Here is a 24,928-nt window from a genome sequence, read left to right as displayed (position 1 = left end):
CGGTTACCGGGATAGCGAATTCTTTTTCATGAAGATCAAGAGCGTCTTTCCCGGTAATCCGTGAAGAACCTTTTTTAGGCCTGGCTGAATTGCGAAGCCAGTTCGCGCAGCAGGACTTCGGCTTCGAGGACTTTGGTGACGACGTCGTTGGCTTTTTCGCGGCTCAGGCCGACGCGCTCCAGCAATGCTTCGGGGATGTCTTCATCCGGGCCGGAGCCGATGCCGCGGCCGCGTAGCAGGCGCACGGCCAGGCAGACGAGGTTCGGGTATTCGGCGTAGTCGCCGTCGTAGTGCGGGTCGTGCTGGAAGCGCAGGGCGGTGGCCAGTTCTTCGGGCATGTCCCAGTAGCGCATCAGCCATGAGCCGATCTGTTCGCGGCTGATGCCCAGCAGGTGTTGCTCGACATAGCTGTGGCACAGGTGCTGGTTGACTTCCAGGTGGCGGCAGATCAGCGAGAAGTGCGGCGGGAAGACGTGGGCCAGCAGCAAGTAGCCGAAGTTATGCAGCAGGCCGGCGAGGTAGGTCAGGCCGGCTTCCGGGCGCTGGGCGCGCGGCATGGCACGGGTCAGGCCTTCGATGACGGCGGCGGTGTAGATCGATTGCTGCCAGTACGGCGTGGCGTGTTGCGGGTGGTCTTTGGGCAGGCTCAGGGTTTTGCCCAGGGCCAGGCCCAGCGCGAGGTTGATCACCAGGTCGAAACCCAGGACCCGCACGATCGCATCTTCCACCGAACGAATCTTGCCCGGCGAGGCGTAGTACGGCGACGCGGCCCAGCTGACGACTTGCGCGGCCAGCGCCGGGTCGGTTTCGACGACGCCGGTGATGTCGTCGATGGTGGCGTTGGGGTCGACGCGCAGCTTGATGATTTTCTGCGCGGTCTCGGCCAGCGGCGGAATCTCGATGGTCTCTTCCAGGCGTTGCTGGATGCGTCGTGCGGTGAACACTTGAACGGCCTGGGTGATTTCCTTGCGGTCATCGTCGGGGCGGTCGAGGTTGGGGCGGATGCTGGTCAGGTTCTCGCCGAAGTTGGCGGCGCTGGCCTTGGTCAGCATGGTCTTGAAATCTTCGCTGGTGATTTCCAGCAGCAGGCCCGGCTCGCCCGAGTTGATCAGCAACTTCGGTTCGCGCAGCAGGCTTTCTTCGTACAGGCACGGCGAACTGGTCAGCGCCGGCAGACCGGGCAGCAGGCTGAGGCTGTGTTTGCCGAGCATCTTCACCAGGCGTTCGGTGGGCACGGCAGTGAGGCGGCGGCCGGTCAGTTCGGCGAGGCGATTGAGGTCCAGCAATTGGCTTTGCGGGAACAGCACCATCAGCGCGCCAACGGCGTCATCCAGCAACACGGCTTGTACTTTGCGCGAGGCGTTCAGGCCGTGGTGGTCCAGCACTTCTTCGTAGGCAATCCCCAATTTGCCCAGCAGCAACCGAATAACAGACGGAGCGTGCAGGGGTTCTGGGGCGAGGGCAGCTTCAGTCATGGTCTGTATCCGTATTCAAACAATCGCAGGAGTATAACCAGCTTGTTTAAAAGCATCGTCCACAAACTGCGACGGTGCTCACACTTGGCCGTATTGCTGCCCATGGCGCAGCCAGCGGTCGAGCAGCGGGCTGACGTGGTCCGGCCAGCGCTCCAGCAATGCCTGGGCGGCGTCGCGCACGGCGGGCAATAGATCGGCGTCGCGCATCAGGTCGGCGACCTTGAATTGCAGCAGGCCGGTCTGGCGCGTGCCGAGCATTTCGCCGGGGCCGCGCAGTTCGAGGTCTTTTTCGGCGATGACAAAACCGTCGTTGGTTTCACGCATGATACCGAGGCGCTGACGACCAATTTGCGACAGCGGCGGATGGTAGAGCAGCACGCAATGGCTGGCGGCGCTGCCTCGACCGACACGGCCGCGCAATTGGTGTAATTGCGCGAGGCCGAGGCGTTCAGGGTTTTCGATGATCATCAGGCTGGCGTTCGGGACGTCGACGCCGACTTCGATCACGGTGGTGGCGACCAGCAGTTGCAGGTTGCCGGCCTTGAATTCGGCCATCACGGCGGCTTTTTCCACCGGCTTCATGCGGCCGTGGATCAGCCCGACCTTCAACTCGCCGAGGGCGGCGGTGAGGTCTTCGTAAGTGGTTTCGGCGGCCTGACAGGTCAGCTCTTCCGATTCTTCAATCAGCGTGCACACCCAATAGGCCTGGCGCCCTTCAGCGCAGGCACCGCGCACCCGTTCGATGACTTCAACGCGCCGGGTGTCGGTGATCAACACGGTGTTGACCGGCGTTCGACCGGGCGGCAGTTCGTCGAGGATCGAGGTGTCGAGGTCCGCGTAGGCACTCATGGCCAGCGTCCGTGGAATCGGTGTCGCGGTCATGATCAGCTGATGTGGACACATGCGCCCACCGACACCTTTCTGCCGCAGCGCCAGACGCTGTTGCACGCCGAAGCGGTGCTGTTCGTCGATGATCACCAGCGCGAGGTTCTTGAACTGCACTTCGTCCTGGAACAGCGCGTGGGTGCCGACCACCATCGGCGTGCCGCTGGCGATCTGTTCCAGCGCGGCGACGCGGTTCTTGCCCTTGAGCTTGCCGGCCAGCCACGCGACTTCGATGCCCAGCGGTTCGAGCCAGCGCTTGAAGGTGATGAAGTGCTGCTCGGCGAGGATCTCGGTGGGCGCCATCAGTGCGACCTGATAACCGGCTTCCAACGCCTGAAGCGCGGCGAGGGCGGCGACCACGGTTTTGCCCGCGCCGACGTCGCCCTGAATCAGGCGCAGCATCGGTTCGTGCTGGCTCAGGTCGTAAGCGATTTCGTTGCCGACTCGTTGCTGTGCGCCGGTGGGTGCGAAACCCAGATTGGCCAGGTACTTGGCCGGCAGCGTCGTGGCTTTCGGCATGGCGGGTGCGCGCAGGGAGCGCATGCTCTCGCGCAACCGCTGCTGGGACAGTTGATGGGTCAGCAGTTCTTCGAAGGCCAGACGGTGCTGCGCCCAGTGATGACCGAGGGCGAGTTCGTCGACGTCGGCATCGGCGGGCGGGTGATGCAGGTAGCGGATCGCATCGGCCAGCGGCGCCAGTTGATAGTCCCGCGCCAGTTCGGTCGGCAGCCAGTCGGGCAGGCTGGTCGGGCCGAGCATCGTCAGGGTTTGCATGCACAGTTGGCGCAAACGCTGCTGGGTCAGGCCTTCGGTGAGCGGGTACACCGGGGTCAGGGTTTCATCCACCGGCGGCGGTTCGTCACCGGTAATGGCGCGGTATTCCGGGTGGTAGATTTCCAGCCCCGAGGCACCGGGCCGCGCTTCGCCGTAGCAGCGAATCCGCGTGCCGCGTTTGAGGCCTTCTTTCTGCGCGTTACTGAAATGGTAGAAGCGCAGGCTGAGCCCGCCGGTGCCGTCTTGCAGGCGCACGACGAGGCTGCGGCGACGGCCCATGACCACGTCGGCGCCGCTGACGGTGCCTTCGATCACGGCGTCTTGCCCCGGTCGCAAATGGCCAATCGGGACCACACGGGTGCGGTCCTGATAGCGCAGTGGCAGGTGAAACAGCACGTCCTGAAGATTCTCCAGGCCGACCTTGGCCAGCTTCTCGGCCATGGCCTCGCCGACACCCTTGAGTGCCGTCACCGACACTTGCGACAACTCGGTCATGACAGCAACTTACGCCGCCACCACCGGCACGGACGGCTTGGCCACCGAGCACAGGCGAATGGAGTCAGCGAGGATTTCAATTGCCTTCGGCCGCGGGAAGCTGGCGCGCCAGGCGATGGCCACGGTGCGGAACGGCACCGGCGGCGTCAGTGGGCGCACTTCGATTACGCCGGGGGCGTAGTGATGGCTGTCGACAGCCGAGAGCGGCAGGATCGAGATGCCCAGGCCGGAGGCGACCATGTGGCGGATGGTTTCCAGGGAGCTGGATTCCACCGTGGTGTGCTTGGCGCCGTCGTTGCCTTTGGTCAGGGTCGGGCAGGCTTCCAGCACTTGATCGCGGAAGCAGTGGCCTTCGCCGAGCAGCAGCAGGCTCTTGTCGTTGAGCAGGCTGGCGTCGATGGATTCTTTTTGGGTCCACGGGTGCTGGGCCGGCATCAGGACGTAGAACGGCTCGTCGTAGAGCTGCAGGGTCAGGACGTCGGCTTCGTTGAACGGCAGGGCGATGATGATCGCGTCGAGCTCGCCGTTGCGCAGTTTGTCGCGCAGCACGTGGGTGAAGTTTTCTTCGATGTACAACGGCATCTGCGGGGCGACCCGGTGCAGTTGCGGAATCAGGTGCGGGAACAGGTACGGGCCGACGGTGTAGATGGCGCCGACTTTCAGCGGGGCGGTCAGCTGGTTCTTGCCGGCCTGGGCCAGTTCGCGGATGCCTTGGGCTTGCTCCAGGACTTTTTGCGCCTGGGCCACGATGCCTTCGCCGACCGGGGTCAGGCGCACGGCGCTCTTGCTGCGCTCGAAAATCAGCACACCGAGTTCGTCTTCAAGCTTTTTCACGCCCACCGACAGGGTCGGCTGGCTGACGTGGCAACGCTCGGCCGCGTGGCCGAAATGCTGCTCTTGGGCGAGGGTGACGATGTAGCGTAATTCTGTGAGAGTCATAGCAAGCGTCCATGAAGTTGCGCGCCAAGCATAACGGCTGCAATCGATAGACGCACGTTATCAGAGTGAGTGTGTTGAGTGACACCGGGTAATGCGTGTTTGCCGCTGGCAGATACGCAAAAGGCACCTTTCGGGTGCCTCCATGGCTTTGCACTTAACCCTGTGGGAGCGAACCTGCTCGCGAAGAGGCCATTGCCTTCAACATCTTCGTGACAGTTACACCGCTTTCGCGAGCAGGCTCGCTCCCACATTGGGTCGGTGTTGCTTTTAGCGGCGGCGTTTTTCCAGGGAATACAGGAACGGTGCCGTGATTTCGATGGTGCCGTTGGTGAGCATGTCGGCCGGTGGCTTGGGCAGCGGCTGGGCGCGGCGGATCATTTCCAGAGTGGCCCGGTCCAGATCGGCAACGCCTGACTGGCCCACCAGTTCGAATGACAACACATTACCTTGACCATCGACGACGAAACGCAGGCGGTTGGTGCCTTCCTTGCCCCGATTCTGCGCACTGGCCGGGTACTTTTTGTACTTGCCCAGGTGAGCGAGCAAGGTGCCTTCCCAACTGGCCTTGGCCGCCTGCTGTGCAGCGGATGGGCCTTGTACCGGTTGTGCGGATTTCTCCGTTGGCGCCTGAGTCGGTTGCGCGTCGCTCGGTTTAGCCTCGGACGGCTTTTCCTTCGGCGGCTCCGGCTTTTTCTCCACAGGCTTGGGCGGTTGCGGCTTCGGCTTGGGTTTGACCGGCTTGGGCACGGCAATCTCGGCCTTCGGCGCTTCAGCCAGTTTCGGGATCGGCAGCTCTTCCACCGGCGCCGGTGGTTGCGGCGGCGTGATGACCTTCGGCGGTGCAGGCGGTGGCGGTGCCGGGACGGGTGCCAACTCGACCAACATGGCTTGCGGCGGCAGCTCGATCGGCGGGCGCGACGTCCAGTTCAGCGCCAGCGCGATGGCCAGTGCATGGACGCCCAGCACCACGGCCAGGCTCCCGCTGTAACGCGTCAGCTTATGGCGCGTCGTGATCATTTCTTGACTGACTCGAGACCGACCAGACCCACCTTCAGGTATCCGGCGGAGCGCAGGTTGTCCATCACGCTCATCAGGTCGCCGTAATCCACGCCTTTATCGGCCTGGAAGAAGATCGTGGTGTCTTTCTTGCCCTGGGTCTTGGCGTCCAGCGTGGCGCCGAGGGCTTCGGCCTTCACTTCGTCTTCACCGAGGAACAGGCGCTGGTCAGCCTTGACGCTGAGGAACACCGGTTTTTCCGGACGTGGCGCCGGTTTGGCGGTGGAAGCGGGCAGGTCGACCTTGATGTCCACGGTGGCCAGCGGGGCGGCCACCATGAAGATGATCAACAGCACCAGCATCACGTCGATGAACGGCGTGACGTTGATTTCGTGGTTCTCGGCCAGATCGTCGTCTGCGCCTTCTTTCAAATGCAAGCCCATGGCTGATTACCCTACTTTGACCATGTGCGGTTGCGTGGAGCGCTCGGCGGTCGGCAGGTGATCGAGGTCACGGCTGACCAGCAGCAGGACTTCAGCCGAAGCGTCGGACACTTGAGCCTTGTAGCCGGCGATGGAGCGGGCGAAGACGTTGTAGATCACCACGGCCGGGATCGCTGCAACCAGACCCAGCGCGGTCGCCAGCAGGGCTTCGGCAATGCCGGGTGCGACAACGGCGAGGTTGGTGGTCTGGGTTTTGGCGATGCCGATGAAGCTGTTCATGATGCCCCACACGGTACCGAACAGACCCACGAACGGCGCGGTGGAACCGATGGTGGCGAGGACGCCGGTGCCGCTGCTCATGTTGCGACCGCAAGCTGCCACCAGGCGTTCGAGACGGAAGGCAACGCGTTCCTTGATGCCTTCTTTCTCGCGGCTGTTGACCGACAGGCGCATCTCTTCCAGGGCGTCATGCACCAACAGGTTGGCGAGGGTGCCTTCCTTGGTGGCGGTCGCGCTGGCTTCTTTAAGGGTGGTGGCTTTCTTCAGGTGGACGATTTCGCTGCGCAGGCGACGCTTGGCGCCCATCAGCTCAAGGCCTTTGGCGATCCAGATGGTCCAGGTGATGATCGAAGCAATGGCCAGACCGATCATCACGATTTTCACGATAATATCGGCGTTCTGGTACATGCCCCACGGCGACAGGTCGTGGGCCATGCCCAGGGTATTGTCGGGTTCGAGCACTTCAGGCACGTCTGCAGCGTCAACAGCCTGAGCCGGATCGGTCGCGGCTGGTGCAGCGGCAGGGGTCGCGTGATCGGCAGGTGCTGGTGCCGCGGCGGCAGCCGGCGTGGCGGGTGCTTGTGCGTCAGCGAACGCGGCGGTCGGCGCGAGCATCAGGCTCAGCAGCAGAGCGGCCACTGCGCTCCAGGCGCGAGGGCGTTTGGTTGGCGAAGCGGAGAATTGATTGCGTGTCATGCTGGCCGGACCTGAGAGGAAAAGACGGTTAATGTTCTTCCAGGCCTCGTGAGGCCGAGAACAAAAGTGGCGTGCATTATTGCAAGTAATTCTTGTTAACAAAAGTAATAGAGTCTCTTTTTTTCCTGCATTACTAGCCGCTCGTCCTGTGCCGGCGCTAGTCTGTGGCTTTGCGATGGGAGTTTTTCGATGTCCACACCCTCAGTTTTGATCGCCGGTTGCGGTGATGTCGGCAGTCGTCTGGCCACGCAATTGGTGGCTGGCGGGTGGGAGGTCCATGGCCTGAGGCGTGACGTTTCACGCCTGCCCGAGGGCGTGATTGGCGTTGCCGGCGACTTGTTCAAAGAGGACTGCCCCGAGACCTGGCCCATCGGTGCAGTGGATTACCTGGTGTATTGCGCGGCGGCTACCGATCACGACGAGGCCGGTTATCGCGCTGCTTATGTGCAGGGCTTACAGCATGTGCTGGAGTGGCTGAGCGACTATGGGCAAGTGCCGGAACGGCTGCTGTTTGTGTCCAGCAGCAGTGTGTATGGCCAGCAGGAGGGTGAATGGGTCGACGAGTCCTCGCCGACTATTGCCACGGGCTATTCAGGTCGCTTGATGCTGGAGGCTGAGCAGGTGGCACTGCAAAGCGGCATCCCGGCGAGCATTCTGCGCTTGACCGGCATTTACGGCCCGGGCCGCGAATGGCTGCTGACGCAGGTTCGTCGCGGCTATCGCGTGGCCGTCGATCCACCGTTGTACGCCAACCGTATTCACGCGGACGATGCGGCTGGGTTGATGGCGTATCTGCTGGAAGCGGATCGTCGCGGTGTGGCGCTGGATGACGTTTATATCGGCGTCGACGATGCACCTGCACCGCTGGCCGAAGTGGTGGGCTGGTTGCGCGAGTATCTGGGCGTGACGGAATGGGATGAAGACTCAAGCGTGCGGCGTACGGGGAGCAAGCGTTGCAGTAATGCGCGGGCCAAAGCGTTGGGCTGGACGCCAAAGTATCCAAGTTACCGCGAAGGTTATGCCGCGATACTTGCCCAGGGGAATCGAGCTGAGTGAACCTCTAAACAACAGGCGCCCGCGGGCGCCTTTGTTATGGGGTCATTGTTTTACCAGCAGCCACTGGCGCGGGCCGGGGGTGAACTGCGGTATTTCGTCAGCCTGTGCGGTGTTCAGCGCCTGGAAAATCTCCAGTTGCTTGCCTTTGCGGACGAAAATCCATGTGTCACTACGGGCACCCGTGCCCAGGTACAAGGTGTCATTGCCTGCGCCTTGGCTGGCGCAATCACCGTCAAGGCATAACTCGTATCGGTCGGTTCCCGGTAACCCTGAGACATGGCCATCTTCGGTAAACACGACCAATTGACCTGTTCCATGACTGTCGATGATTTTCCACTGTCCGCCCATGTAAGCCGCGTTCAGGGCGCTCCTGAAAGTGCCCGCCCACTTTGCATGCGGTTTGGCGGTCTTGGTGGGGCGACTGAACACCTGCTGGGGGACGTGCTCCTTGGCCAGTTGAGTCAGTCGCTTGCCATCCAGGCGCAGCTCGTCAGTGCCATAGCCGTTGTAGTCGACGGTCCAGGCATTGGCTGACTTTTGCAGCAGCTGGCCTTCACCCCGCTCAAAACCGCTGCTCACTTGCGCCTTGCCGGTGCGGGAGTTGATGTCCCACTCCAGATTCCGGCCATGGGTGTTCAAGGATTCATGTAAGGACTGGCCTTGGGCCGCCGCATCGATGGCCGCCTGATTGATCCAGAGGCCGCTGATGTCCGTTTCTGCGGGCATGGAGGTGCAGCCGCCGAGCAGCAACAGGCCAAGGAAAAGCAGTGGGCGCATGATCAATCCTTGAAGGGCGGTCAGAGAATTCGACGGTGCAGGCTAAAGAAAAAGGAGCCCGTAGGCTCCTGTATTCTGTATCACTGTTTTTCCAGCAACCACTTGCGGTCGCCCGGGCTGAACTGCGGCATTTCGTCAGCCTGTGCGGTGTTCACCGCCTGGAAAATTTCCAGTTCCTTGCCCTTGCGCGCAAAGATCCAGGTGTTGCCTTGGCCGTTCAGTTGCAGCCACATGTTGTCGTTGCCGCCGCTCATCGACGCGCAATCGCCCGCCAGGCACAAGGCATAGCGGTCTGCACCGGGCAGGCCGGCAACCTGGCCGTCAGCCTGGAATTGCACGGTATTGCCTTCGCCCGGACCGCTGACAATATTCCAGCTGCCACCCATGTATTCCGTATACAGCGCACGTTCGAAGCTCGCACCCACCGGTGCACCTTCCGGTACCTGGATCTGCGCGCGGTCGAAGACCTGGGCCGGTTCGCTATCGAGCGCGGCCTGGCGCAGTTGCTTGCCGTCGCGTTTCAACTCACTAGCGGAACTGCCATAAAACTCGATCTTCCAGGCGCCGGACTCTTCGCCCAGCAGCTTGCCGTCGACGTTTTCAAAACCGTTGGTGTAGCGGGCCTGACCGGCCTTGGTATTGACGTCCCATTCCAGGTTCGGGCCATAGGCCTGGAGCGCTTCGCGCAGGGGAGCGCCTTTGGCTGCAGCGTCAATCGCCACCTGATTGATCCAGGTGCCGCTGATGTCACGATCGGCAGGGTTGCTGGCACAACCGCCCAAGAGTAGGGCGACCAGCGAGAGGGCTAGCGCATGGCGCATGGTGGAATCCTTTCAAGACAAGATCGGCGCAGCCTTTGGAAGGCTGCGCCGCACGTTTACTCGATGACCAGAATGGCATCCATCTCAACCTGCGAACCCTTTGGCAGGGCCGCCACGCCGATGGCGGCGCGGGCAGGGTAAGGCTGGTCAAAGTACTTGCCCATGATCTCGTTGACCTTGGCGAAGTGGCTCAGGTCGGTGAGGAAGATGTTCAGTTTGACGATGTCTTTGAACGAACCACCGGCAGCTTCGGCCACGGCTTTGAGGTTCTCGAACACCTGGACGGTCTGGGCTTCGAAGCCTTCAACCAGTTCCATGGTTTTTGGGTCCAGAGGAATCTGACCCGACATGTAAACAGTGTTGCCAGCCTTGATCGCCTGGGAATAAGTACCGATGGCGGCCGGGGCCTTGTCGCTGGTGATAACAGTCTTGGTCATGAATGACTCCTTGTAAGAGTGGGCTTTACGCACGCATGCGGGTGATGCGAATCACCCCGGTCAAGGCACGCAGTTTCTTGATCACGCGAGCCAGGTGCACACGGTCGTGCACGCTGACCACCAGTTGGACCACGCTGATGCGACCATCGCGTTCGTCCATGCTGATTTTTTCGATATTGCCGTCGGCCGCGTTGACGCTGCTGGCCAGCAGGGCGATCAGGCCGCGCTGATGTTCCAGTTCGACGCGCAGCTCGACGTTGAATTCGCCGGTGACATCCTTGGCCCACGAGAGCTGGATGCATTTTTCCGGGTTATGGCGGATTTCGCTGATGTTGCGGCAGTTGTCCAAGTGCACAACCATGCCTTTGCCCGCAGACAGGTGACCGACAATCGGGTCGCCCGGGATCGGTGTGCAGCACTTGGCGTAACTGAGGACCAGACCTTCGGTGCCGCGAATCGCCAGCGGGCCTTCCGGGCTTGGCAGCTGTTCGCCTTCGCCAAGCAGGCGGCGGGCGACCACATAAGCCATGCGATTGCCCAGGCCGATGTCTTCCAGCAGGTCTTCGATCAGTTCCAGGCGGTACTCGGCCAGCATCGCCGTGACGCGTTCGGGCTGGATTTTTTCCAGCGAACTGTCGAAGCCGTTCAGTACCTTGTTCAGCAAGCGTTCGCCGAGGCTGATGGATTCGGAGCGGCGTTGTAGTTTCAGCGCGTGGCGGATGTGTGTCCGCGCCTTGCCCGTGACCACGAAGTTGAGCCACGCCGGGTTCGGCCGCGCGCCGGGCGCGCTGACGATCTCGACCGTGGAGCCGCTTTGCAGCGGTTCGGACAGCGGTGCGAGACGACGATTGATCCGGCAGGCAATGCAGCTGTTGCCGACGTCGGTGTGCACCGCGTAAGCGAAGTCGACCGCCGTGGAGCCTTTGGGCAGCTCCATGATCCGGCCTTTGGGCGTGAACACGTAGACCTCGTCCGGGAACAGGTCGATCTTCACGCTTTCGATGAATTCCAGCGAGTTGCCGGCGCGTTGCTGCATTTCCAGCACGCCTTTGACCCACTGGCGGGCGCGGGCATGCGTGCCTTTTGGCTGCTCGTCGCCGCTGGACTTGTACAGCCAATGGGCGGCGATGCCGTTGTTGGCCATCTCTTCCATTTCACGGGTGCGGATCTGGATCTCGATCGGAACGCCGTGCATGCCGAACAACGTGGTGTGCAGCGACTGATAGCCGTTGGCCTTGGGGATCGCGATGTAATCCTTGAAACGACCCGGCAACGGTTTGTACAAATTATGTACAGCACCCAGCACGCGATAGCAGGTGTCGACCTTGTCGACGATGATCCGGAACGCATACACGTCCATGATCTCGTTGAAGGCCCGACGCTTGCCTCGCATTTTCTTGTAGATGCCGTAGAGGTGTTTCTGGCGACCGCTGACCTCGCCTTGAATGCCGTCGACGGCCAGGCAGTGGCTGAGGGACTCTTCGATCTTGTTGACGATTTCCTTGCGGTTGCCCCGGGCGCGTTTGACCGCCTGGTTGATCCGCGCGGAACGCATCGGGTGCATGGCCTTGAAGCCGAGGTCTTCGAATTCTATGCGGATGGCGTGCATGCCCAGCCGGTTGGCGATGGGCGCATAGATTTCCAGCGTTTCCTTGGCGATCCGCCGGCGCTTTTCACCGGACAGGACTTCCAGCGTGCGCATGTTGTGCAGGCGGTCGGCAAGCTTGACCAGGATCACGCGAATGTCGCGCGCCATGGCCATGGCCATTTTCTGGAAGTTTTCGGCCTGGGCTTCGGCTTTGGTCTCGAAGTTCATCTGGGTCAGTTTGCTGACCCCGTCGACCAGTTCGGCCACGGTTTCACCGAACTGCGCTTGCAGCGCTTCTTTGGCAATACCGGTGTCTTCGATCACGTCATGCAGCATCGCGGCCATCAGGCTCTGATGGTCCATGTGCATGTCGGCAAGAATATTCGCCACGGCAAGAGGGTGCGTGACGTACGCCTCACCGCTACGGCGGCGTTGACCGTCGTGAGCTTGTTCGGCGTAGAAGTACGCTCGGCGAACCAGGTTGACCTGGTCCTTGCCGAGGTAGGTCGATAAGCGATCGGCGAGGGCGTCTATGCTCGGCATGATAACTCCTGCCGTTCGCTGTGACCCCGCGCCGTGCTACGTCGACCAGGCATAGGCTTAGACGGCCTCGTTGGACTCGTCCTCGAACGCTGCGAACAGCGGTTCGTCTTCGACGATTTCAGCGTTGGCGATGAACTCGTAGCTCATCAGGCCTTCCGCGATTTCGCGCAGGGCTACAACGGTAGGCTTGTCGTTTTCCCACTGAACCAGGGGCTCTTTGCCGCCGGTGGCCAGTTGACGGGCACGCTTGGTGGACAGCATGACCAGTTCAAAACGGTTTTCCACGTGGTTCAGGCAGTCTTCAACGGTTACGCGGGCCATGGTATTCCTCGGAGCGAATGCAATATGCGCGCTGCCCGGGTGGGCGAGCGGACTGAACAGTTTAAAAAATCACCAGCGTTTAGGGAAGCGCTGATTTTTTGACCAAGCCCTTCAACGCGCTGCAAGTGCCAATGTAAAGCCCTTGCAGCGGTTTTGGGAAGTGCTGTTTAGCTGAGCAATTCGGCCAAAAGTTTTCCGTTACGCTGCTGCTGGCGCTTCTGATGCAGCTGATTAGCGCGGAAAATTGCCTGCAAATCGCGCAGCGCGTGGGCGAAATCGTCGTTGATGATCAGGTAATCGTAGTCGACGTAGTGGCTCATTTCGCTGACGGCTTCGCGCATCCGGCCTTCAATGACCTCGTTGCTGTCCTGGCCGCGATTGTTCAGGCGCTGGTGCAAGGCTTCCAGGGACGGCGGCAGAATGAAGATCGAACGGGCCTGGGGCATCAACTTGCGCACTTGCTCGGCACCCTGCCAGTCAATTTCCAGAATCAGGTCGTGACCTTCGTCCAGCGTCTGTTGCAGGTGGCTTTGCGAGGTGCCGTAGAGATTGCCGAATACTTCGGCGCGCTCGAGGAAATCGCCGTGCTCGATCATCTTCACGAAGTCGCTGCGGTCGACGAAGTGATAATTCACGCCATTCACTTCACCGGGACGCATGGCGCGGGTGGTGTGGGAGACCGAGACACGGATCTCCTGATCAGCGTCGGTCAGGGCCTTGACCAGGCTGCTCTTGCCCGCGCCCGAAGGGGCGGAAATGATGTACAGGGTGCCGGTGCTGTGGGTCATGTCGGGTTTGCCTTACTCAATATTCTGCACTTGTTCGCGCATCTGCTCGATCAACACTTTGAGGTTGACCGCCGCCTGGGTGCTGCGCGGGTCGAAGGCTTTGGAGCCCAGTGTGTTGGCTTCGCGGTTGAGCTCCTGCATCAGGAAGTCCAGGCGCCGACCAGCAGCGCCGCCGGATTTGAGCACCCGGCGTACTTCGATGATGTGAGTGCTCAGGCGATCCAGTTCTTCGGCGACGTCGCTCTTTTGCGCGAGCATGACCATTTCCTGCTCCAGACGCTGCGGGTCGAGGTCGGCCTTCATGTCGGTGAAGCGGTCGAGGACTTTCTGGCGCTGGGTGGCGAGCATCTGCGGGACCAGTTCACGCAGGGTGACGACGTCTTCCTCAATGGAGGTCAGGCGATCGTTGATCAATCGCGCCAGTTCCGCGCCTTCGCGCTCGCGGCCGGCCTTGAGTTCTTTCAGGCCTTCGTTGAACAGCGCCAACGCCTCGGCATTCAAGGCTTGCGGGTCGGTGGCGTCGCCTACCAGTACGCCGGGCCAGGCCAGTACTTCCAGCGGGTTGAGCGCCGCAGGGTTCTTGATCAGGCTGGCAATCGTCTCGGCGGCGGCGACCAATTGCGCGGCGCGCTCGCGGTCCACTTGCAGTGGTTTGTCGGTGTTTTCTTCGGTAAAGCGCAGGGTGCATTCAAGCTTGCCCCGTGAGATGCCCTGGCGAAGGGCTTCGCGGACCGCGCCTTCGAGATCCCGAAAGGACTCCGGCAGGCGCAAGTGCGGCTCCAGGTAGCGGCTGTTGACCGAGCGCAGTTCCCAGCTCAGGGTGCCTTGGGTGCCGGCTTTTTCTACGCGGGCGAAGGCGGTCATGCTGTGCACCATGGAGGTACCTCGCAAGTCGGGTTTGCGTTACCAAAGGTTTCGCGGGCCCGATATCTGTGAATTAAAGCCGACAGGCAGCAAAGGCGCAGGATTGTAGCGCAGTGGGGCGGATGCGCCCAAACACACGGTGTGACAAAAGGGCTGCAGGCCGTCGGTAAAGCGCTGTTCAGGGCCTTCGGTCGTCGGGCGGATTTTTTAGAAGTGCCCAGTCGTGGCCAGCGGCTCTATAATGCTCGGCAGTTTTCCGTCCCCCGTACAGGTATTCCCTATGAAACGTCCAAGTGGTCGCGCTGCCGATCAGCTCCGCTCGATCCGCATTACCCGCAACTACACCAAACACGCCGAGGGTTCTGTACTGGTCGAGTTCGGTGATACCAAAGTCATCTGCACCGTCAGCGTTGAAAACGGCGTGCCGCGTTTCCTCAAAGGCCAGGGCCAGGGCTGGTTGACCGCCGAATACGGCATGCTGCCGCGCGCCACTGGCGAGCGTAACCAGCGTGAAGCGAGCCGTGGCAAGCAAGGCGGCCGTACCTTGGAGATCCAGCGTCTGATCGGTCGTTCCCTGCGTGCTTCGCTGGACATGTCCAAGCTCGGCGACGTAACTCTGTACGTCGACTGCGACGTGATCCAGGCTGACGGCGGCACCCGCACCGCGTCCATCACCGGCGCCATGGTTGCCCTGGTCGATGCCTTGAAAGTGATCAAGAAGCGCGGCGGCCTGAAAGGCGGCGACCCGTTGAAGCAAATGATCGCGGCCGTTTCCGTGGGCATGTACCAGGGCGAACCTGTGCTCGATCTCGACTACCTGGAAGACTCGGCTGCCGAGACCGACCTGAACGTGGTGATGACCAGCACCGGCGGTTTCATCGAAGTTCAAGGCACTGCCGAAGGCGCGCCGTTCCAGCCTGAAGAGCTGAACGCCATGCTGGAACTGGCGAAGAAAGGCATGACCGAAATCTTTGAACTGCAAAAGGCTGCACTGGCCGACTGATCGGACCCGCTTCAACCAAGGAGGACGTTATGAGTGATGAGCAAGAGCTGCTTCCCATCCCGAGCAAAGAGGCTCGGCAGTGGGCGATGTTTTGTCACTTGTCCGCCTTGCTGGGGATCTGGATTCCATTCGGCACGCTGATCGGCCCGCTGATTCTCTGGCAGATGAAGCGCGAGATGGACCCGTTTGTTGATGCGCAGGGCAAGGAAGCGCTGAACTTTCAGATCACCGTCGCCATTGCCTCCACCATCTGCTTCTTGCTGATGGTGGTGATTATCGGGTTCTTCATGTTTGGCCTGGTGGCGATTGGCGCATTGGTGCTGACGATCATTGCTGGCGTGAAGGCTAACGAAGGGTTCCCTTATCGTTACCCATTCACCTGGCGGTTGATCAAGTAAGCCCCCACACAAATCGTCACCCACAAAAAAGCCGACAGTGATGTCGGCTTTTTTGCATCTGCGAAACGACGCTTAGATAGTCAGCGTCCAGTCGTAGTCCACGATCAGCGGTGCATGCTGCGAGAACCGTGGCTGACGTGGCAGGCGCGCACTGCGAACAAAGCGGCGCAGGCCCGGGGTCAGCAACTGGTAGTCGAAACGCCAGCCCAGGTTGAGCATCTCAGCCTGTTCGTTGTCCGGCCACCAGCTGTACTGGTCGCCTTCACGGCTGACTTCGCGCAGGGCATCTACATACCCCATGTTGCCGACAATCTCGTCCATCCAGGCACGTTCAGGTGCCAGGAAGCCCGGGGATTGCTGGCTGTCGCGCCAGTTCTTGATATCCAGCTTCTGTTGCGCCACGTACAGCGAGCCACAGTAAATGTACTCGCGACGTTTGCGTCGCTGTTTATCCAGATAACGGGCGAAGTCGTCCATTAGCTTGAACTTCTGGTTCAAGTCTTCATCGCCATTCTGCCCCGAAGGGAGCAGCAAGGTCGCGATGCTGACCTTGTCGAAATCGGCTTGCAGGTAACGCCCGTAGCGGTCGGCCGTCTCGAAGCCGAGACCGCTGATGACTGCCTTCGGTTGCAACCGCGAATACAAAGCCACGCCACCCTGGGCAGGAACTTCGGCTTCGCAGGCATAAAGGAAGTAGCCATCCAGTTGGAAGGCTGGATCGTCCAGTTCAAAGGCGGAGGCGCGGGTGTCCTGCAGGCAGATGACGTCGGCATTCTGTGCTTGCAGCCAACTGAGCAAACCACGCTCGACTGCAGCCTGAATACCATTGACGTTCACACTGATGATCCGCATAAATGGCCCCAAAAATCGCGTGCGTGTATGATACACGGCGTCAACCTAATTAGCTAAATCCGTGGTATTTGGGGTTTTTTTCATGCAAGCGTATCAGCGCGATTTCATTCGTTTTGCCATCGATCGCGGCGTTTTGCGCTTCGGTGAGTTCACCCTGAAGTCCGGGCGCACCAGTCCTTACTTCTTCAACGCCGGCCTGTTCAACACGGGTTCGGCCCTTGCACAGCTGGGTCGTTTCTACGCAGCAGCCATCGTCGAGAGCGGTATTTCGTTCGACGTGTTGTTTGGCCCGGCCTACAAAGGCATCCCGTTGGCGGCGACCACGGCAGTGGCCCTGGCTGAACACCACGAGCGCGATCTGCCGTGGTGCTTCAACCGCAAAGAAGCCAAGGCCCACGGCGAAGGCGGCAGCCTGGTCGGCGCACCGCTGACCGGCGACGTGCTGATCATCGACGACGTGATCACCGCCGGCACCGCGATTCGTGAAGTGATGCAGATCATCGCTTCCCAGGACGGCGCCAAGGCCAAGGGCGTGCTGATCGCCCTGAACCGTCAGGAGCGTGGCAACGGTGAGTTGTCGGCGATTCAGGAAGTGGAGCGTGATTTCGCGATTCCGGTGATCAGCATCGTTTCGCTGAACCAGGTGCTGGAATTCCTCGCCGACGATCCGCAGCTCAAGCAGCATTTGCCCGCCGTAGAAGCGTACCGCGCCCAATTCGGCGTGTAACACCAATCCCCTTGTGGGAGCGAGCTTTTGTGGCGAGGTGGTGTGCCACAGGGATCGCAGGCAAAAAAAGACCCCGCTCAGCCAGGCTGAGCGGGGTCTTTTTTGTGTGTGCTGCTTAAGGACGCTTGCGATTGCTGATCAGGGTACCCACACCGGTATCGGTGAAGATTTCCAGCAGAATCGCATTCGGCACCCGTCCATCAATGATCAACGAGCTGCCCACGCCGCCCTGAACCGCTTCCAGCGCGCAACGGATCTTCGGCAGCATGCCGCCGTAGATCGTGCCATCAGCGATCAGCTCGTCGACCTGCTGGGTAGTCAGGCCAGTCAGGACCGTGCCTTGCTTGTCCATCAGGCCGGCGATGTTGGTCAGCAGCATCAGCTTTTCAGCTTTCAGTGCTTCGGCCACTTTACCGGCCACCAGGTCGGCGTTGATGTTGTACGACTCGCCGTTTGCGCCGACGCCGATGGGCGCGATCACCGGAATGAAATCGCCTTTGACCAACAGGTTCAGCAGGTCAGTGTTGATGCCGACCACTTCGCCGACGTGGCCGATGTCGATGATTTCCGGCGTCGTCATCTCCGGCGTCTGGCGAGTGACGGTGAGCTTCTTCGCACGAATCAGCTCGGCGTCTTTACCGGTCAGGCCGATGGCGCTGCCGCCGTGACGGTTGATCAGGTTGACGATGTCTTTGTTGACCTGGCCGCCGAGGACCATCTCCACCACGTCCATAGTCGCGGCGTCAGTGACGCGCATGCCATCGACAAAGTGGCTCTCGATCGACAGACGCTTGAGCAGGTCGCCGATTTGCGGGCCGCCACCGTGAACGACAACCGGGTTGATGCCCACGGCTTTCATCAGCACGATGTCGCGGGCGAAGCCGGTTTTCAGCTCCTCGCTTTCCATCGCGTTGCCGCCGTATTTGATCACCAGCGTCTTGCCGACGTAGCGGCGAATGTAAGGCAGCGCTTCGGACAGGACCTTGGCGGTGTTGGCGGCGGCTTCGCGTTCGAGGGTCATTCAGGGCTCCGGGTGCTTCGTTCAATCAAAACGGTAATTGGAGATCAGGTGCAACACGTTTCAGCTCGGTGTGGAACACGTCCTTGATGCGCTGCAATTCAGCCTCATCGTCGGCCTCGAAACGCAGCACCAGCACCGGCGTGGTGTTGGAGGCGCGCACCAGGCCCCAGCCTTTGGCGTAGTCGACTCGCACGCCGTCGATGGTGGTCAGGTCAGCGCCTTCGCCCCACGTCGCATCGTGCAGTGCATCAATGATGCTGAATTTGCTCTCTTCGGTCACATGGATATTGATTTCCGGCGTAGAAATATCGTTCGGGAAGGTCGCAAACAACTCTTCCGCGGTGGATTCTTCCTTGCTGAGGATCTCCAGCAGCCGCGCGGCGCTGTAAATGCCGTCGTCGAAACCGAACCAGCGCTCCTTGAAGAAGATGTGCCCGCTCATTTCGCCGGCCAACAGTGCGCCGGATTGTTTCATTTTCTTTTTGATCAACGAGTGACCGGTCTTCCACATTAGCGGCCGACCGCCATATTCCTTGATCAGCGGGACCAGGCGGCGGGTGCATTTGACGTCGAAGATGATCTCCGCATCCGGGTTGCGCGCCAGCACGTCGCGGGCGAACAGCATCAGCAGGCGGTCGGGGTAGACGATGCTGCCGGTGTTGGTCACGACGCCAACGCGGTCGCCGTCGCCGTCGAAGGCCAAGCCGAGGTCGGCGTTGGTTTCCTTGACCTTGGCGATCAGGTCGACAAGGTTTTCAGGCTTGCCCGGGTCCGGGTGATGGTTCGGGAAGTTGCCGTCGACGTCGCAGAACAGCGGAATGACTTCGCAGTTCAGCGCTTCGATCAGCTGTGGGGCGATCACGCCGGCCGCGCCATTGCCGCAGTCGACCACGACTTTCAGGCGACGGGCCAGTTTGATGTCCTGGACGATTTCGGAGTTGTAGCGGTCGAGGATCTCGACCTTGGTCACGCTGCCTTGGCCGCTGCTCAGGTTGTGGGTCTTGAGGCGGTCGTGCAGGGCCTGGATCTGTTCGTTGGCCAGGGTGTCGCCGGCGATGACGATCTTGAAGCCGTTGTAATTCGACGGGTTGTGGCTGCCGGTGAGCATCACGCCCGATTTACCGGCCAATACGTTGGCGGCGTAGTACAGCGCCGGCGTCGGCACCAGGCCAACGTCGCTGACGTGGCAACCGGCATCGGCCAGGCCTTTGATCAATTGTTCGACCAGTTCCGGGCCGGACAGGCGGCCGTCGCGACCCACCGAAACGTTCGGTTCGTCCTGGGCCAGGCTCTGGGCACCGATGGCGCGACCGAGCCAGTAAGCGGTTTCAGCGTTCAAGAACTCCGGGACGGTGCCGCGAATGTCGTACGCACGGAAAATGCTGTCGGGAAACTTGGGGGCGACTTGGGCGGGGGTGTTCATCTGTGGGAATGCTCCATCTCGAAAGTGGCTGTACCTGCCTGCGACAAATGCATCGGCCGGCTCAAACTGAAGGGTATGACGGCGTTTTCCACGGAGAGTTCGTGGTGCGAAAAGGCCATGCCACCGGGATTAGCGGAACCTGGGGCGGCCAATACCTTGATTTTCGGCGGTAAACCTTCCAGATGAACTTTGTAATTCAGTGCGAAACCTGTGGGGGCGAGCAAGCTCGCTCGCCACAGGGTTCTCTATCGGATCAATGGCTACCGGAATGTCCGAAACCGCCCGTGCCGCGCTGGGTTTCGACGAACTCTTCAACCATTTCGAAATGCGCTTGAACCACTGGCACCAGCACCAGTTGTGCCAGGCGTTCGCCAACAACCATGGTGAATTCGGTCTGGCCACGGTTCCAGCAGGACACCATCAACGGGCCCTGGTAATCGGAGTCGATCAAACCGACCAGGTTACCCAGCACGATGCCGTGCTTATGGCCCAGGCCGGAGCGCGGCAGAATCAGTGCCGCCAGGCCCGGGTCGCCGATGTAGACCGACAGGCCGGTCGGGATCAGCACGGTTTCACCCGGCTTGATCACGATGTCTTTTTCCAGCATGGCGCGCAGGTCGAGGCCGGCGGAGCCTGGGGTGGCGTATTGCGGCAGCGGGAATTCGGTACCGATGCGAGGGTCGAGGATCTTGGCTTGCAAAGCGTGCATGTAAATTAAACCTGGTTCAGACGTTCGGCGATAAAAGTGATCAGCTGGCGAGCAATCTTGCTCTTGCTGGTCTGGGCGAAAAGTGTGGCGTGAAGCTCACGGTCGATCACGCTGCAGGCGTTTTCTTCGCTGTTGAAGCCAATGCTCGGGTTGGCGACGTCGTTGGCGACGATCAAATCGAGGTTCTTGTCTTTCAACTTGCGCGCAGCGTAGTCGAGCAAGTGTTCGGTTTCGGCAGCGAAACCGACACTGAACGGACGGTCGGGGCGCGTGGCGATGGTGGCCAGGATGTCCGGGTTACGCACCATCTGTAGCAACAAGCCGTCGCCGTTCGTAGGGTCTTTCTTGAGTTTCTGTGGGGCGACGACTTCCGGGCGGTAGTCCGCCACCGCTGCCGAAGCGATGAACAGGTCGCAGGGGATCGCGGCTTCACAGGCGGCGAGCATGTCGCGAGCACTGACCACGTCGATGCGCGTGACGCGATCCGGCGTAGGCAGGTGCACCGGGCCGGTGATCAGGGTCACGCGGGCGCCGGCTTCCACCGCGGCTTCGGCCAGGGCGAAGCCCATTTTCCCCGAGCTGTGGTTGGTGATGTAGCGCACCGGGTCGATGTTTTCCTGGGTCGGGCCGGCGGTGATCAGCACGTGTTTGCCGGTCAACGCTTTGCGCTGGAAGCAATCCGCCGCGCACTGGGCGAGTTCGACGGCTTCGAGCATGCGGCCCAAGCCGACGTCGCCACAGGCCTGGCTGCCGGAGGCCGGGCCGAAGGCTTTGATGTCGCGGCTTTCGAGGGTTTGCAGGTTGGCCTGGGTTGCCGGATCGCGCCACATCGCCTGGTTCATCGCAGGAGCAACGGCAACCACGGCGTCGGTGGCCAGCACCAACGTGGTCAGCAGGTCGTCGGCAATGCCTTGGGCCAGGCGGGCGATCAGGTCCGCGGTGGCGGGGGCGATCAGTACCATGTCGGCCCATTTGGCCAGCTCGATGTGGCCCATCGCGGCTTCTGCCGCCGGGTCCAGCAGGTCGAGGTGGACCGGGTGGCCGGACAAGGCCTGCATGGTCAGCGGGGTGATGAACTCGCTGCCGCCACGGGTCATGACCACGCGCACTTCGGCGCCCTGGTCGATCAGGCGGCGAACCAGGTCGGCGCTCTTGTAGGCAGCAATGCCGCCGCCGACGCCCAGAACGATGCGTTTCCGATACAGCCGCTGCATAGGTCTGCCTTTCATTTCGTTGATGACAGCATGGCGAGACCCCCTCCCCAGGGATGAAATCGCCAGCAAAAAAGATGGGCTACGATATCACAGCGACCGCTATGGAACAGCGGCGCCCACATACAGGGAAGGTGCTATGAGTATTCGTGATTGGCCGGCGGCGGAGCGGCCGCGGGAGAGGTTGTTGGAGTTGGGCTCGGCGAGTCTTTCGGACGCAGAGCTGCTGGCGATTTTTTTACGCACTGGCGTTTCAGGTAAAAGCGCGGTGGACCTGGCGCGACACCTGCTGAATCAGTTTGGCAGCCTGCGCTCATTGCTTGAGGCCGATCAGGTCGCCTTCAGCAGGCAATTGGGGCTCGGGCCAGCGAAATTCGCTCAGTTGCAAGCGGCACAGGAGATGGGCCGGCGGCATTTGGCCGAGCGCGCACGTCAAAAGTCAGCGCTGGAGAACCCACAGGCCGTTCGGGATTACCTGAAATCGATGCTGCGCCACGAGCCTCATGAGGTATTTGGCTGTCTGTTTCTGGATTCCAAGCATCAAGTGCTGACCTTTGAGGTGCTGTTTCGCGGCTCCATCGACAGCACCAGTGTCTACCCGAGGCAAGTGGTTAAGCGCGCGTTGGCCCACAACGCCGCGGCGTTGATTCTGTGCCACAACCATCCGTCGGGCAATTCCAATCCCAGTCAAGCCGATCGTCAGTTGACCAAGCGCCTGCAGGAGGCGCTGGATCTGATTGACGTGCGGGTGCTTGATCATTTCATCATCGGGGATGGCGAGCCGCTGTCAATGGCGGAGTACGGGTGGATGTAGCGGGTCGACGAACACAAACCTCCTGTGGGAGCGGTCTGTGGCGAGGGGGCTCCCACAGGTTTTGTGTGGGGGCGGGCTACTTGAGGTTGACCTTCGAGTAATCCTGGCGGCCGAACGGGCTCACCGAATACCCCTCGACATCCTTGCGCGTCAGCGCAAACGCCGTCGGGTGCGCCAGCGGCAGCCACAACGCCTGCTGCTGGATCTGCGCCTGTGCCTGCTCATAGAGCTTGGTACGCACGCCTTGCTCGCCAGTGGTCTTGCCCGCACTGATCAGCTTGTCCAGGTCCTGATTGCAATACCGGGCGAAGTTGGTCCCGGACTTGACCGCGGCGCAGGAAAACTGCGGCGTGAGGAAGTTGTCCGGATCACCGTTGTCGCCGGCCCAGCCCATGAACAGCAGGTCATGCTCGCCAGCCTTGGCGCGACGGATCAGTTCGCCCCATTCGATCACCCGGATCTCGGCCTGGATGCCGATTTCCGCTAGGTCGGATTGAAGCAGTTGAGCACCGAGGCTCGGGTTGGGGTTCAGCAAACTGCCGGAAGGTCGGGTCCAGATAGTGGTCTGGAAACCGTCTTTCAGCCCGGCCTTGGCCATCAAGGTCTTGGCTTTCGCTACGTCGTGCGGGTAGCCCGGCAGGCCTTTGGCGTAACTCCAGGTGTTCGGCGGGTAGGGGCCGTTGGCAGGCTCGGCGGTGTCCTCGAACACGGCTTTGATGTAGTTGGCCTTGTCGAAAGCGAGGTTGATCGCCTGGCGCACTTCCGGCTTGTCCAGCGGTGGATGCTGGCTGTTGATGCCCACGAACGCGGTCATGAACGCGTCAGTCTTTTCCACTTTCAATGTCGGCTCTTTCAGCGCGGCCTGTACGTCCAGCGGCTTGGGCGACAGGGCGATCTGGCATTCATTGCGACGCAATTTCTGTAAGCGCACGTTGGCATCCGGGGTGATCGCGAAGATCAGCGGGTCCACCGAAGGCTTGCCGCCGAAGTAGTCGGGGTTGGCCTTGTAGCGAATCGAGGCGTCTTTCTGGAAGCGCGTGAACACGAACGGGCCGGTGCCGATGGGCTGGCTGTTGAGCTTCTCTGCGGCGCCGGCCTTCATCAGCTTGTCGGCGTACTCGGCGGAATAGATCGAGGCGAAGCCCATGCTCAGGGTGGCCAGGAATGTCGAGTCCGGGTGATCGAGGGTGAAGCGCACGGTCAGCGGGTCCAGCGCGTCGATCTTCTTGATCAGCGTGGGCAATTGCATCGATTGCGCGTGCGGGAAGCCGCTCTGGGCGACTTTGTGCCACGGGTTGGCCGGGTCGAGCATGCGCTCGAAGCTGAAGATTACGTCTTCAGCGGTCAGTTCGCGCGTCGGGCTGAAGTATTCAGTAGTGTGGAATTTCACGTCCGGACGCAGTTTGAACACATACGTCAGGCCGTCGGGCGTGACTTCCCAGCTGTCCGCCAGGCTGTGGACCACTTTGCCGCTGGCCGTGTCGAAGTCCACCAGGCGGTTCATCAGCACGTCAGCCGAGGCGTTGGTGGTGGTCAGCGAGTTGTATTGCACCACGTCGAACCCTTCGGGGCTGGCCTCGGTGCAGACGCTAAGCGCCGCGGCATGGGCCAGTGGGCTCAGCAGGAGAGGGGCGAGCAACAACGGTAGGGCAGCGAGGCGCATGGTCGGATTCCTTTACAGATCGAAGGCCCATCTGCAAGTGCAGTCTGGAAAAGGCTTACCCTAGTGGGCTCTTTTGCAAATGACTATCCCCTTTTTCATTTTAAGGGGAGTATGTGCGATTGTTTTCAGTGCGCGCCGGCTGAGAAGAACCCTGGATTGGCCGGTTGGCCGATTCTCTGCGACGAGCGGTCTTTGGCGACGATAGCCTTTATCCAAGGCGCTCGTGGCCCGAAAAACCGGGTTTTTATTTAGTCTGTGCACACGGAATGTTGTTGCTCTTCAGTCTTTCTGGTATAAAGCAGCGCTCTTTTCTAGGGGCCCGGTTCCTTCACTGTAGGTGTAGCCGGTAAGACCTCTAAAGAAACGCGGCGCCTGGCGCCAAATGACTGAGAGATTAAGCGGCCAACCCATGCCGGGTTGGGCATGTGGTTTTAGAGGGCTGAGGCATGTCGAGAGTATGTCAAGTTACCGGTAAGGGTCCGGTGACTGGGAATAACATTTCCCACGCAAACAACAAAACCCGTCGTCGTTTCCTGCCGAACCTGCAGCATCACCGCTTCTGGGTTGAAGAAGAGAAACGTTTCGTGCGTCTGCGCGTATCTGCCAAAGGCATGCGTATTATCGACAAGCGTGGCATCACTGTCGTGCTGGCCGAAATCCGCAAAGCCGGCAAGATCTAAGGGAGCTAATCATGCGTGAATTGATTCGTTTGATTTCGAGCGCCGGTACTGGTCACTTCTACACTACCGACAAGAACAAGCGTACTACCCCGGACAAAATCGAGATCAAGAAATTTGATCCGGTTGTTCGCAAGCACGTGATCTACAAAGAAGGCAAAATCAAGTAATTGATTTTTCTCTCTTACGAAAAAGGCCCGTATCGCGAGATACGGGCCTTTTTTGTTGTCTCAGTTTTGTGGTGTCTGTCACG

Annotated in this window: 25 protein-coding genes and 1 pseudogene; 7 read left to right on the top strand and 19 right to left on the bottom strand. The window is 60.7% G+C overall.

Features of this window, described 5'->3' with window-relative positions; all coding sequences use genetic code 11:
* Window positions 1-74: 74 nt before the first annotated feature.
* From AC07N8_RS16770 to exbB, 6 genes are all read right to left on the bottom strand, one after another.
* A complete protein-coding gene (locus AC07N8_RS16770; protein WP_493144674.1) occupies window positions 75-1,475 on the bottom strand; it encodes an aminoacyl-tRNA deacylase and HDOD domain-containing protein in 1,401 nt (466 codons plus the stop codon).
* A 78-nt stretch (window positions 1,476-1,553) separates the two neighbouring features.
* Window positions 1,554-3,629 carry an ATP-dependent DNA helicase RecG gene (gene recG, locus AC07N8_RS16765; RefSeq protein ID WP_046030697.1) on the bottom strand — a complete coding sequence of 692 codons (2,076 nt, stop codon included), beginning with the start codon at window positions 3,627-3,629 and terminating at the stop codon, window positions 1,554-1,556.
* A 9-nt stretch (window positions 3,630-3,638) separates the two neighbouring features.
* A complete protein-coding gene (locus AC07N8_RS16760; protein ID WP_027926341.1) occupies window positions 3,639-4,568 on the bottom strand; it encodes a hydrogen peroxide-inducible genes activator in 930 nt (309 codons plus the stop codon).
* Window positions 4,569-4,835: 267 nt separating this feature from the next.
* The gene (locus tag AC07N8_RS16755; RefSeq protein ID WP_483841657.1) at window positions 4,836-5,585 is read right to left on the bottom strand and encodes an energy transducer TonB family protein; all 750 of its coding nucleotides are present in this window, start codon (window positions 5,583-5,585) and stop codon (window positions 4,836-4,838) included.
* On the bottom strand, window positions 5,582-6,007 hold the full coding sequence (exbD, locus tag AC07N8_RS16750) for a TonB system transport protein ExbD (protein ID WP_483841658.1): 426 nt from the start codon (window positions 6,005-6,007) through the stop codon (window positions 5,582-5,584). The genes AC07N8_RS16755 and exbD overlap by 4 nt, the downstream gene beginning before the upstream one ends.
* 6 nt (window positions 6,008-6,013) lie before the next feature.
* Window positions 6,014-6,982: a tonB-system energizer ExbB gene (exbB, locus tag AC07N8_RS16745; protein ID WP_493144670.1), complete on the bottom strand. Its 969-nt coding sequence runs from the start codon at window positions 6,980-6,982 to the stop codon at window positions 6,014-6,016.
* Window positions 6,983-7,171: 189 nt separating this feature from the next.
* Between exbB and AC07N8_RS16740 the strand changes: the two genes are divergently transcribed.
* Window positions 7,172-8,038, top strand: coding sequence for an SDR family oxidoreductase (locus tag AC07N8_RS16740; RefSeq protein ID WP_493144666.1), 867 nt, complete (start codon window positions 7,172-7,174; stop codon window positions 8,036-8,038).
* A gap of 42 nt (window positions 8,039-8,080) precedes the next feature.
* Here the strand turns inward: AC07N8_RS16740 and AC07N8_RS16735 are convergent, their stop codons facing one another.
* The 7 genes from AC07N8_RS16735 to AC07N8_RS16705 form a co-directional block, all read right to left on the bottom strand.
* On the bottom strand, window positions 8,081-8,815 hold the full coding sequence (locus AC07N8_RS16735; protein ID WP_493144664.1) for a hypothetical protein: 735 nt from the start codon (window positions 8,813-8,815) through the stop codon (window positions 8,081-8,083).
* A gap of 80 nt (window positions 8,816-8,895) precedes the next feature.
* A complete protein-coding gene (locus tag AC07N8_RS16730; protein WP_483841662.1) occupies window positions 8,896-9,636 on the bottom strand; it encodes a hypothetical protein in 741 nt (246 codons plus the stop codon).
* Between the two features lie 56 nt (window positions 9,637-9,692).
* On the bottom strand, window positions 9,693-10,073 hold the full coding sequence (locus AC07N8_RS16725; RefSeq protein ID WP_003229509.1) for a RidA family protein: 381 nt from the start codon (window positions 10,071-10,073) through the stop codon (window positions 9,693-9,695).
* Window positions 10,074-10,098: 25 nt separating this feature from the next.
* Window positions 10,099-12,204: a bifunctional GTP diphosphokinase/guanosine-3',5'-bis pyrophosphate 3'-pyrophosphohydrolase gene (spoT, locus tag AC07N8_RS16720; protein WP_027926347.1), complete on the bottom strand. Its 2,106-nt coding sequence runs from the start codon at window positions 12,202-12,204 to the stop codon at window positions 10,099-10,101.
* 57 nt (window positions 12,205-12,261) lie between these two features.
* Entirely contained in the window at window positions 12,262-12,525 is a 264-nt protein-coding gene (gene rpoZ, locus AC07N8_RS16715; protein WP_007894670.1) for a DNA-directed RNA polymerase subunit omega, read from the bottom strand.
* Window positions 12,526-12,692: 167 nt separating this feature from the next.
* Complete coding sequence (gmk, locus tag AC07N8_RS16710) at window positions 12,693-13,313, bottom strand: guanylate kinase (protein ID WP_483841663.1); 621 nt, start codon at window positions 13,311-13,313, stop codon at window positions 12,693-12,695.
* Window positions 13,314-13,325: 12 nt separating this feature from the next.
* The gene (locus AC07N8_RS16705) at window positions 13,326-14,189 is read right to left on the bottom strand and encodes a YicC/YloC family endoribonuclease (RefSeq protein WP_483841664.1); all 864 of its coding nucleotides are present in this window, start codon (window positions 14,187-14,189) and stop codon (window positions 13,326-13,328) included.
* Between the two features lie 268 nt (window positions 14,190-14,457).
* Between AC07N8_RS16705 and rph the strand changes: the two genes are divergently transcribed.
* Window positions 14,458-15,180 (top strand): ribonuclease PH, encoded by a 723-nt coding sequence (gene rph / locus AC07N8_RS16700; RefSeq protein WP_010465211.1) that lies wholly within the window; start codon window positions 14,458-14,460, stop codon window positions 15,178-15,180.
* A 29-nt stretch (window positions 15,181-15,209) separates the two neighbouring features.
* Window positions 15,210-15,578, top strand: coding sequence for a DUF4870 domain-containing protein (locus tag AC07N8_RS16695; RefSeq protein WP_310262492.1), 369 nt, complete (start codon window positions 15,210-15,212; stop codon window positions 15,576-15,578).
* A gap of 72 nt (window positions 15,579-15,650) precedes the next feature.
* Here the strand turns inward: AC07N8_RS16695 and crc are convergent, their stop codons facing one another.
* Complete coding sequence (gene crc / locus AC07N8_RS16690) at window positions 15,651-16,430, bottom strand: catabolite repression control protein Crc (RefSeq protein WP_007934608.1); 780 nt, start codon at window positions 16,428-16,430, stop codon at window positions 15,651-15,653.
* Between the two features lie 82 nt (window positions 16,431-16,512).
* Here crc and pyrE point away from each other — a divergent pair, with 82 nt between their 5' ends.
* Window positions 16,513-17,157 carry an orotate phosphoribosyltransferase gene (gene pyrE / locus AC07N8_RS16685; RefSeq protein ID WP_483841665.1) on the top strand — a complete coding sequence of 215 codons (645 nt, stop codon included), beginning with the start codon at window positions 16,513-16,515 and terminating at the stop codon, window positions 17,155-17,157.
* 115 nt (window positions 17,158-17,272) lie between these two features.
* Here pyrE and argB read toward each other — a convergent pair whose 3' ends face one another.
* From argB to coaBC, 4 genes and pseudogenes are all read right to left on the bottom strand, one after another.
* The gene (gene argB / locus AC07N8_RS16680) at window positions 17,273-18,178 is read right to left on the bottom strand and encodes an acetylglutamate kinase (protein ID WP_123436382.1); all 906 of its coding nucleotides are present in this window, start codon (window positions 18,176-18,178) and stop codon (window positions 17,273-17,275) included.
* A 25-nt stretch (window positions 18,179-18,203) separates the two neighbouring features.
* Window positions 18,204-19,580: pseudogene (locus AC07N8_RS16675) on the bottom strand (phosphomannomutase/phosphoglucomutase); the annotation flags it as partial.
* A 274-nt stretch (window positions 19,581-19,854) separates the two neighbouring features.
* Complete coding sequence (gene dut / locus AC07N8_RS16670) at window positions 19,855-20,310, bottom strand: dUTP diphosphatase (protein ID WP_027926354.1); 456 nt, start codon at window positions 20,308-20,310, stop codon at window positions 19,855-19,857.
* Between the two features lie 5 nt (window positions 20,311-20,315).
* On the bottom strand, window positions 20,316-21,524 hold the full coding sequence (coaBC, locus tag AC07N8_RS16665) for a bifunctional phosphopantothenoylcysteine decarboxylase/phosphopantothenate--cysteine ligase CoaBC (RefSeq protein ID WP_027926355.1): 1,209 nt from the start codon (window positions 21,522-21,524) through the stop codon (window positions 20,316-20,318).
* Window positions 21,525-21,660: 136 nt separating this feature from the next.
* On the opposite strand from coaBC, the gene radC reads away from it, so the two are divergent.
* Complete coding sequence (radC, locus tag AC07N8_RS16660; RefSeq protein ID WP_483841666.1) at window positions 21,661-22,335, top strand: RadC family protein; 675 nt, start codon at window positions 21,661-21,663, stop codon at window positions 22,333-22,335.
* 76 nt (window positions 22,336-22,411) lie between these two features.
* Here the strand turns inward: radC and AC07N8_RS16655 are convergent, their stop codons facing one another.
* Window positions 22,412-23,998, bottom strand: a complete 1,587-nt coding sequence (locus AC07N8_RS16655) for an ABC transporter substrate-binding protein (RefSeq protein ID WP_493144659.1) — start codon at window positions 23,996-23,998, stop codon at window positions 22,412-22,414.
* A gap of 446 nt (window positions 23,999-24,444) precedes the next feature.
* Between AC07N8_RS16655 and rpmB the strand changes: the two genes are divergently transcribed.
* On the top strand, window positions 24,445-24,678 hold the full coding sequence (rpmB, locus tag AC07N8_RS16650; RefSeq protein ID WP_007894701.1) for a 50S ribosomal protein L28: 234 nt from the start codon (window positions 24,445-24,447) through the stop codon (window positions 24,676-24,678).
* Window positions 24,679-24,689: 11 nt separating this feature from the next.
* Window positions 24,690-24,845: a 50S ribosomal protein L33 gene (gene rpmG / locus AC07N8_RS16645; RefSeq protein ID WP_007894709.1), complete on the top strand. Its 156-nt coding sequence runs from the start codon at window positions 24,690-24,692 to the stop codon at window positions 24,843-24,845.
* The last annotated feature ends 83 nt before the right edge of the window (window positions 24,846-24,928 follow it).

It is taken from the genome of Pseudomonas sp. GW821-FHT10C09 (assembly GCF_059415465.1).
Note: the sequence above shows the minus strand (reverse complement) of the source record. Positions and strands in the feature narration are given on the sequence as shown.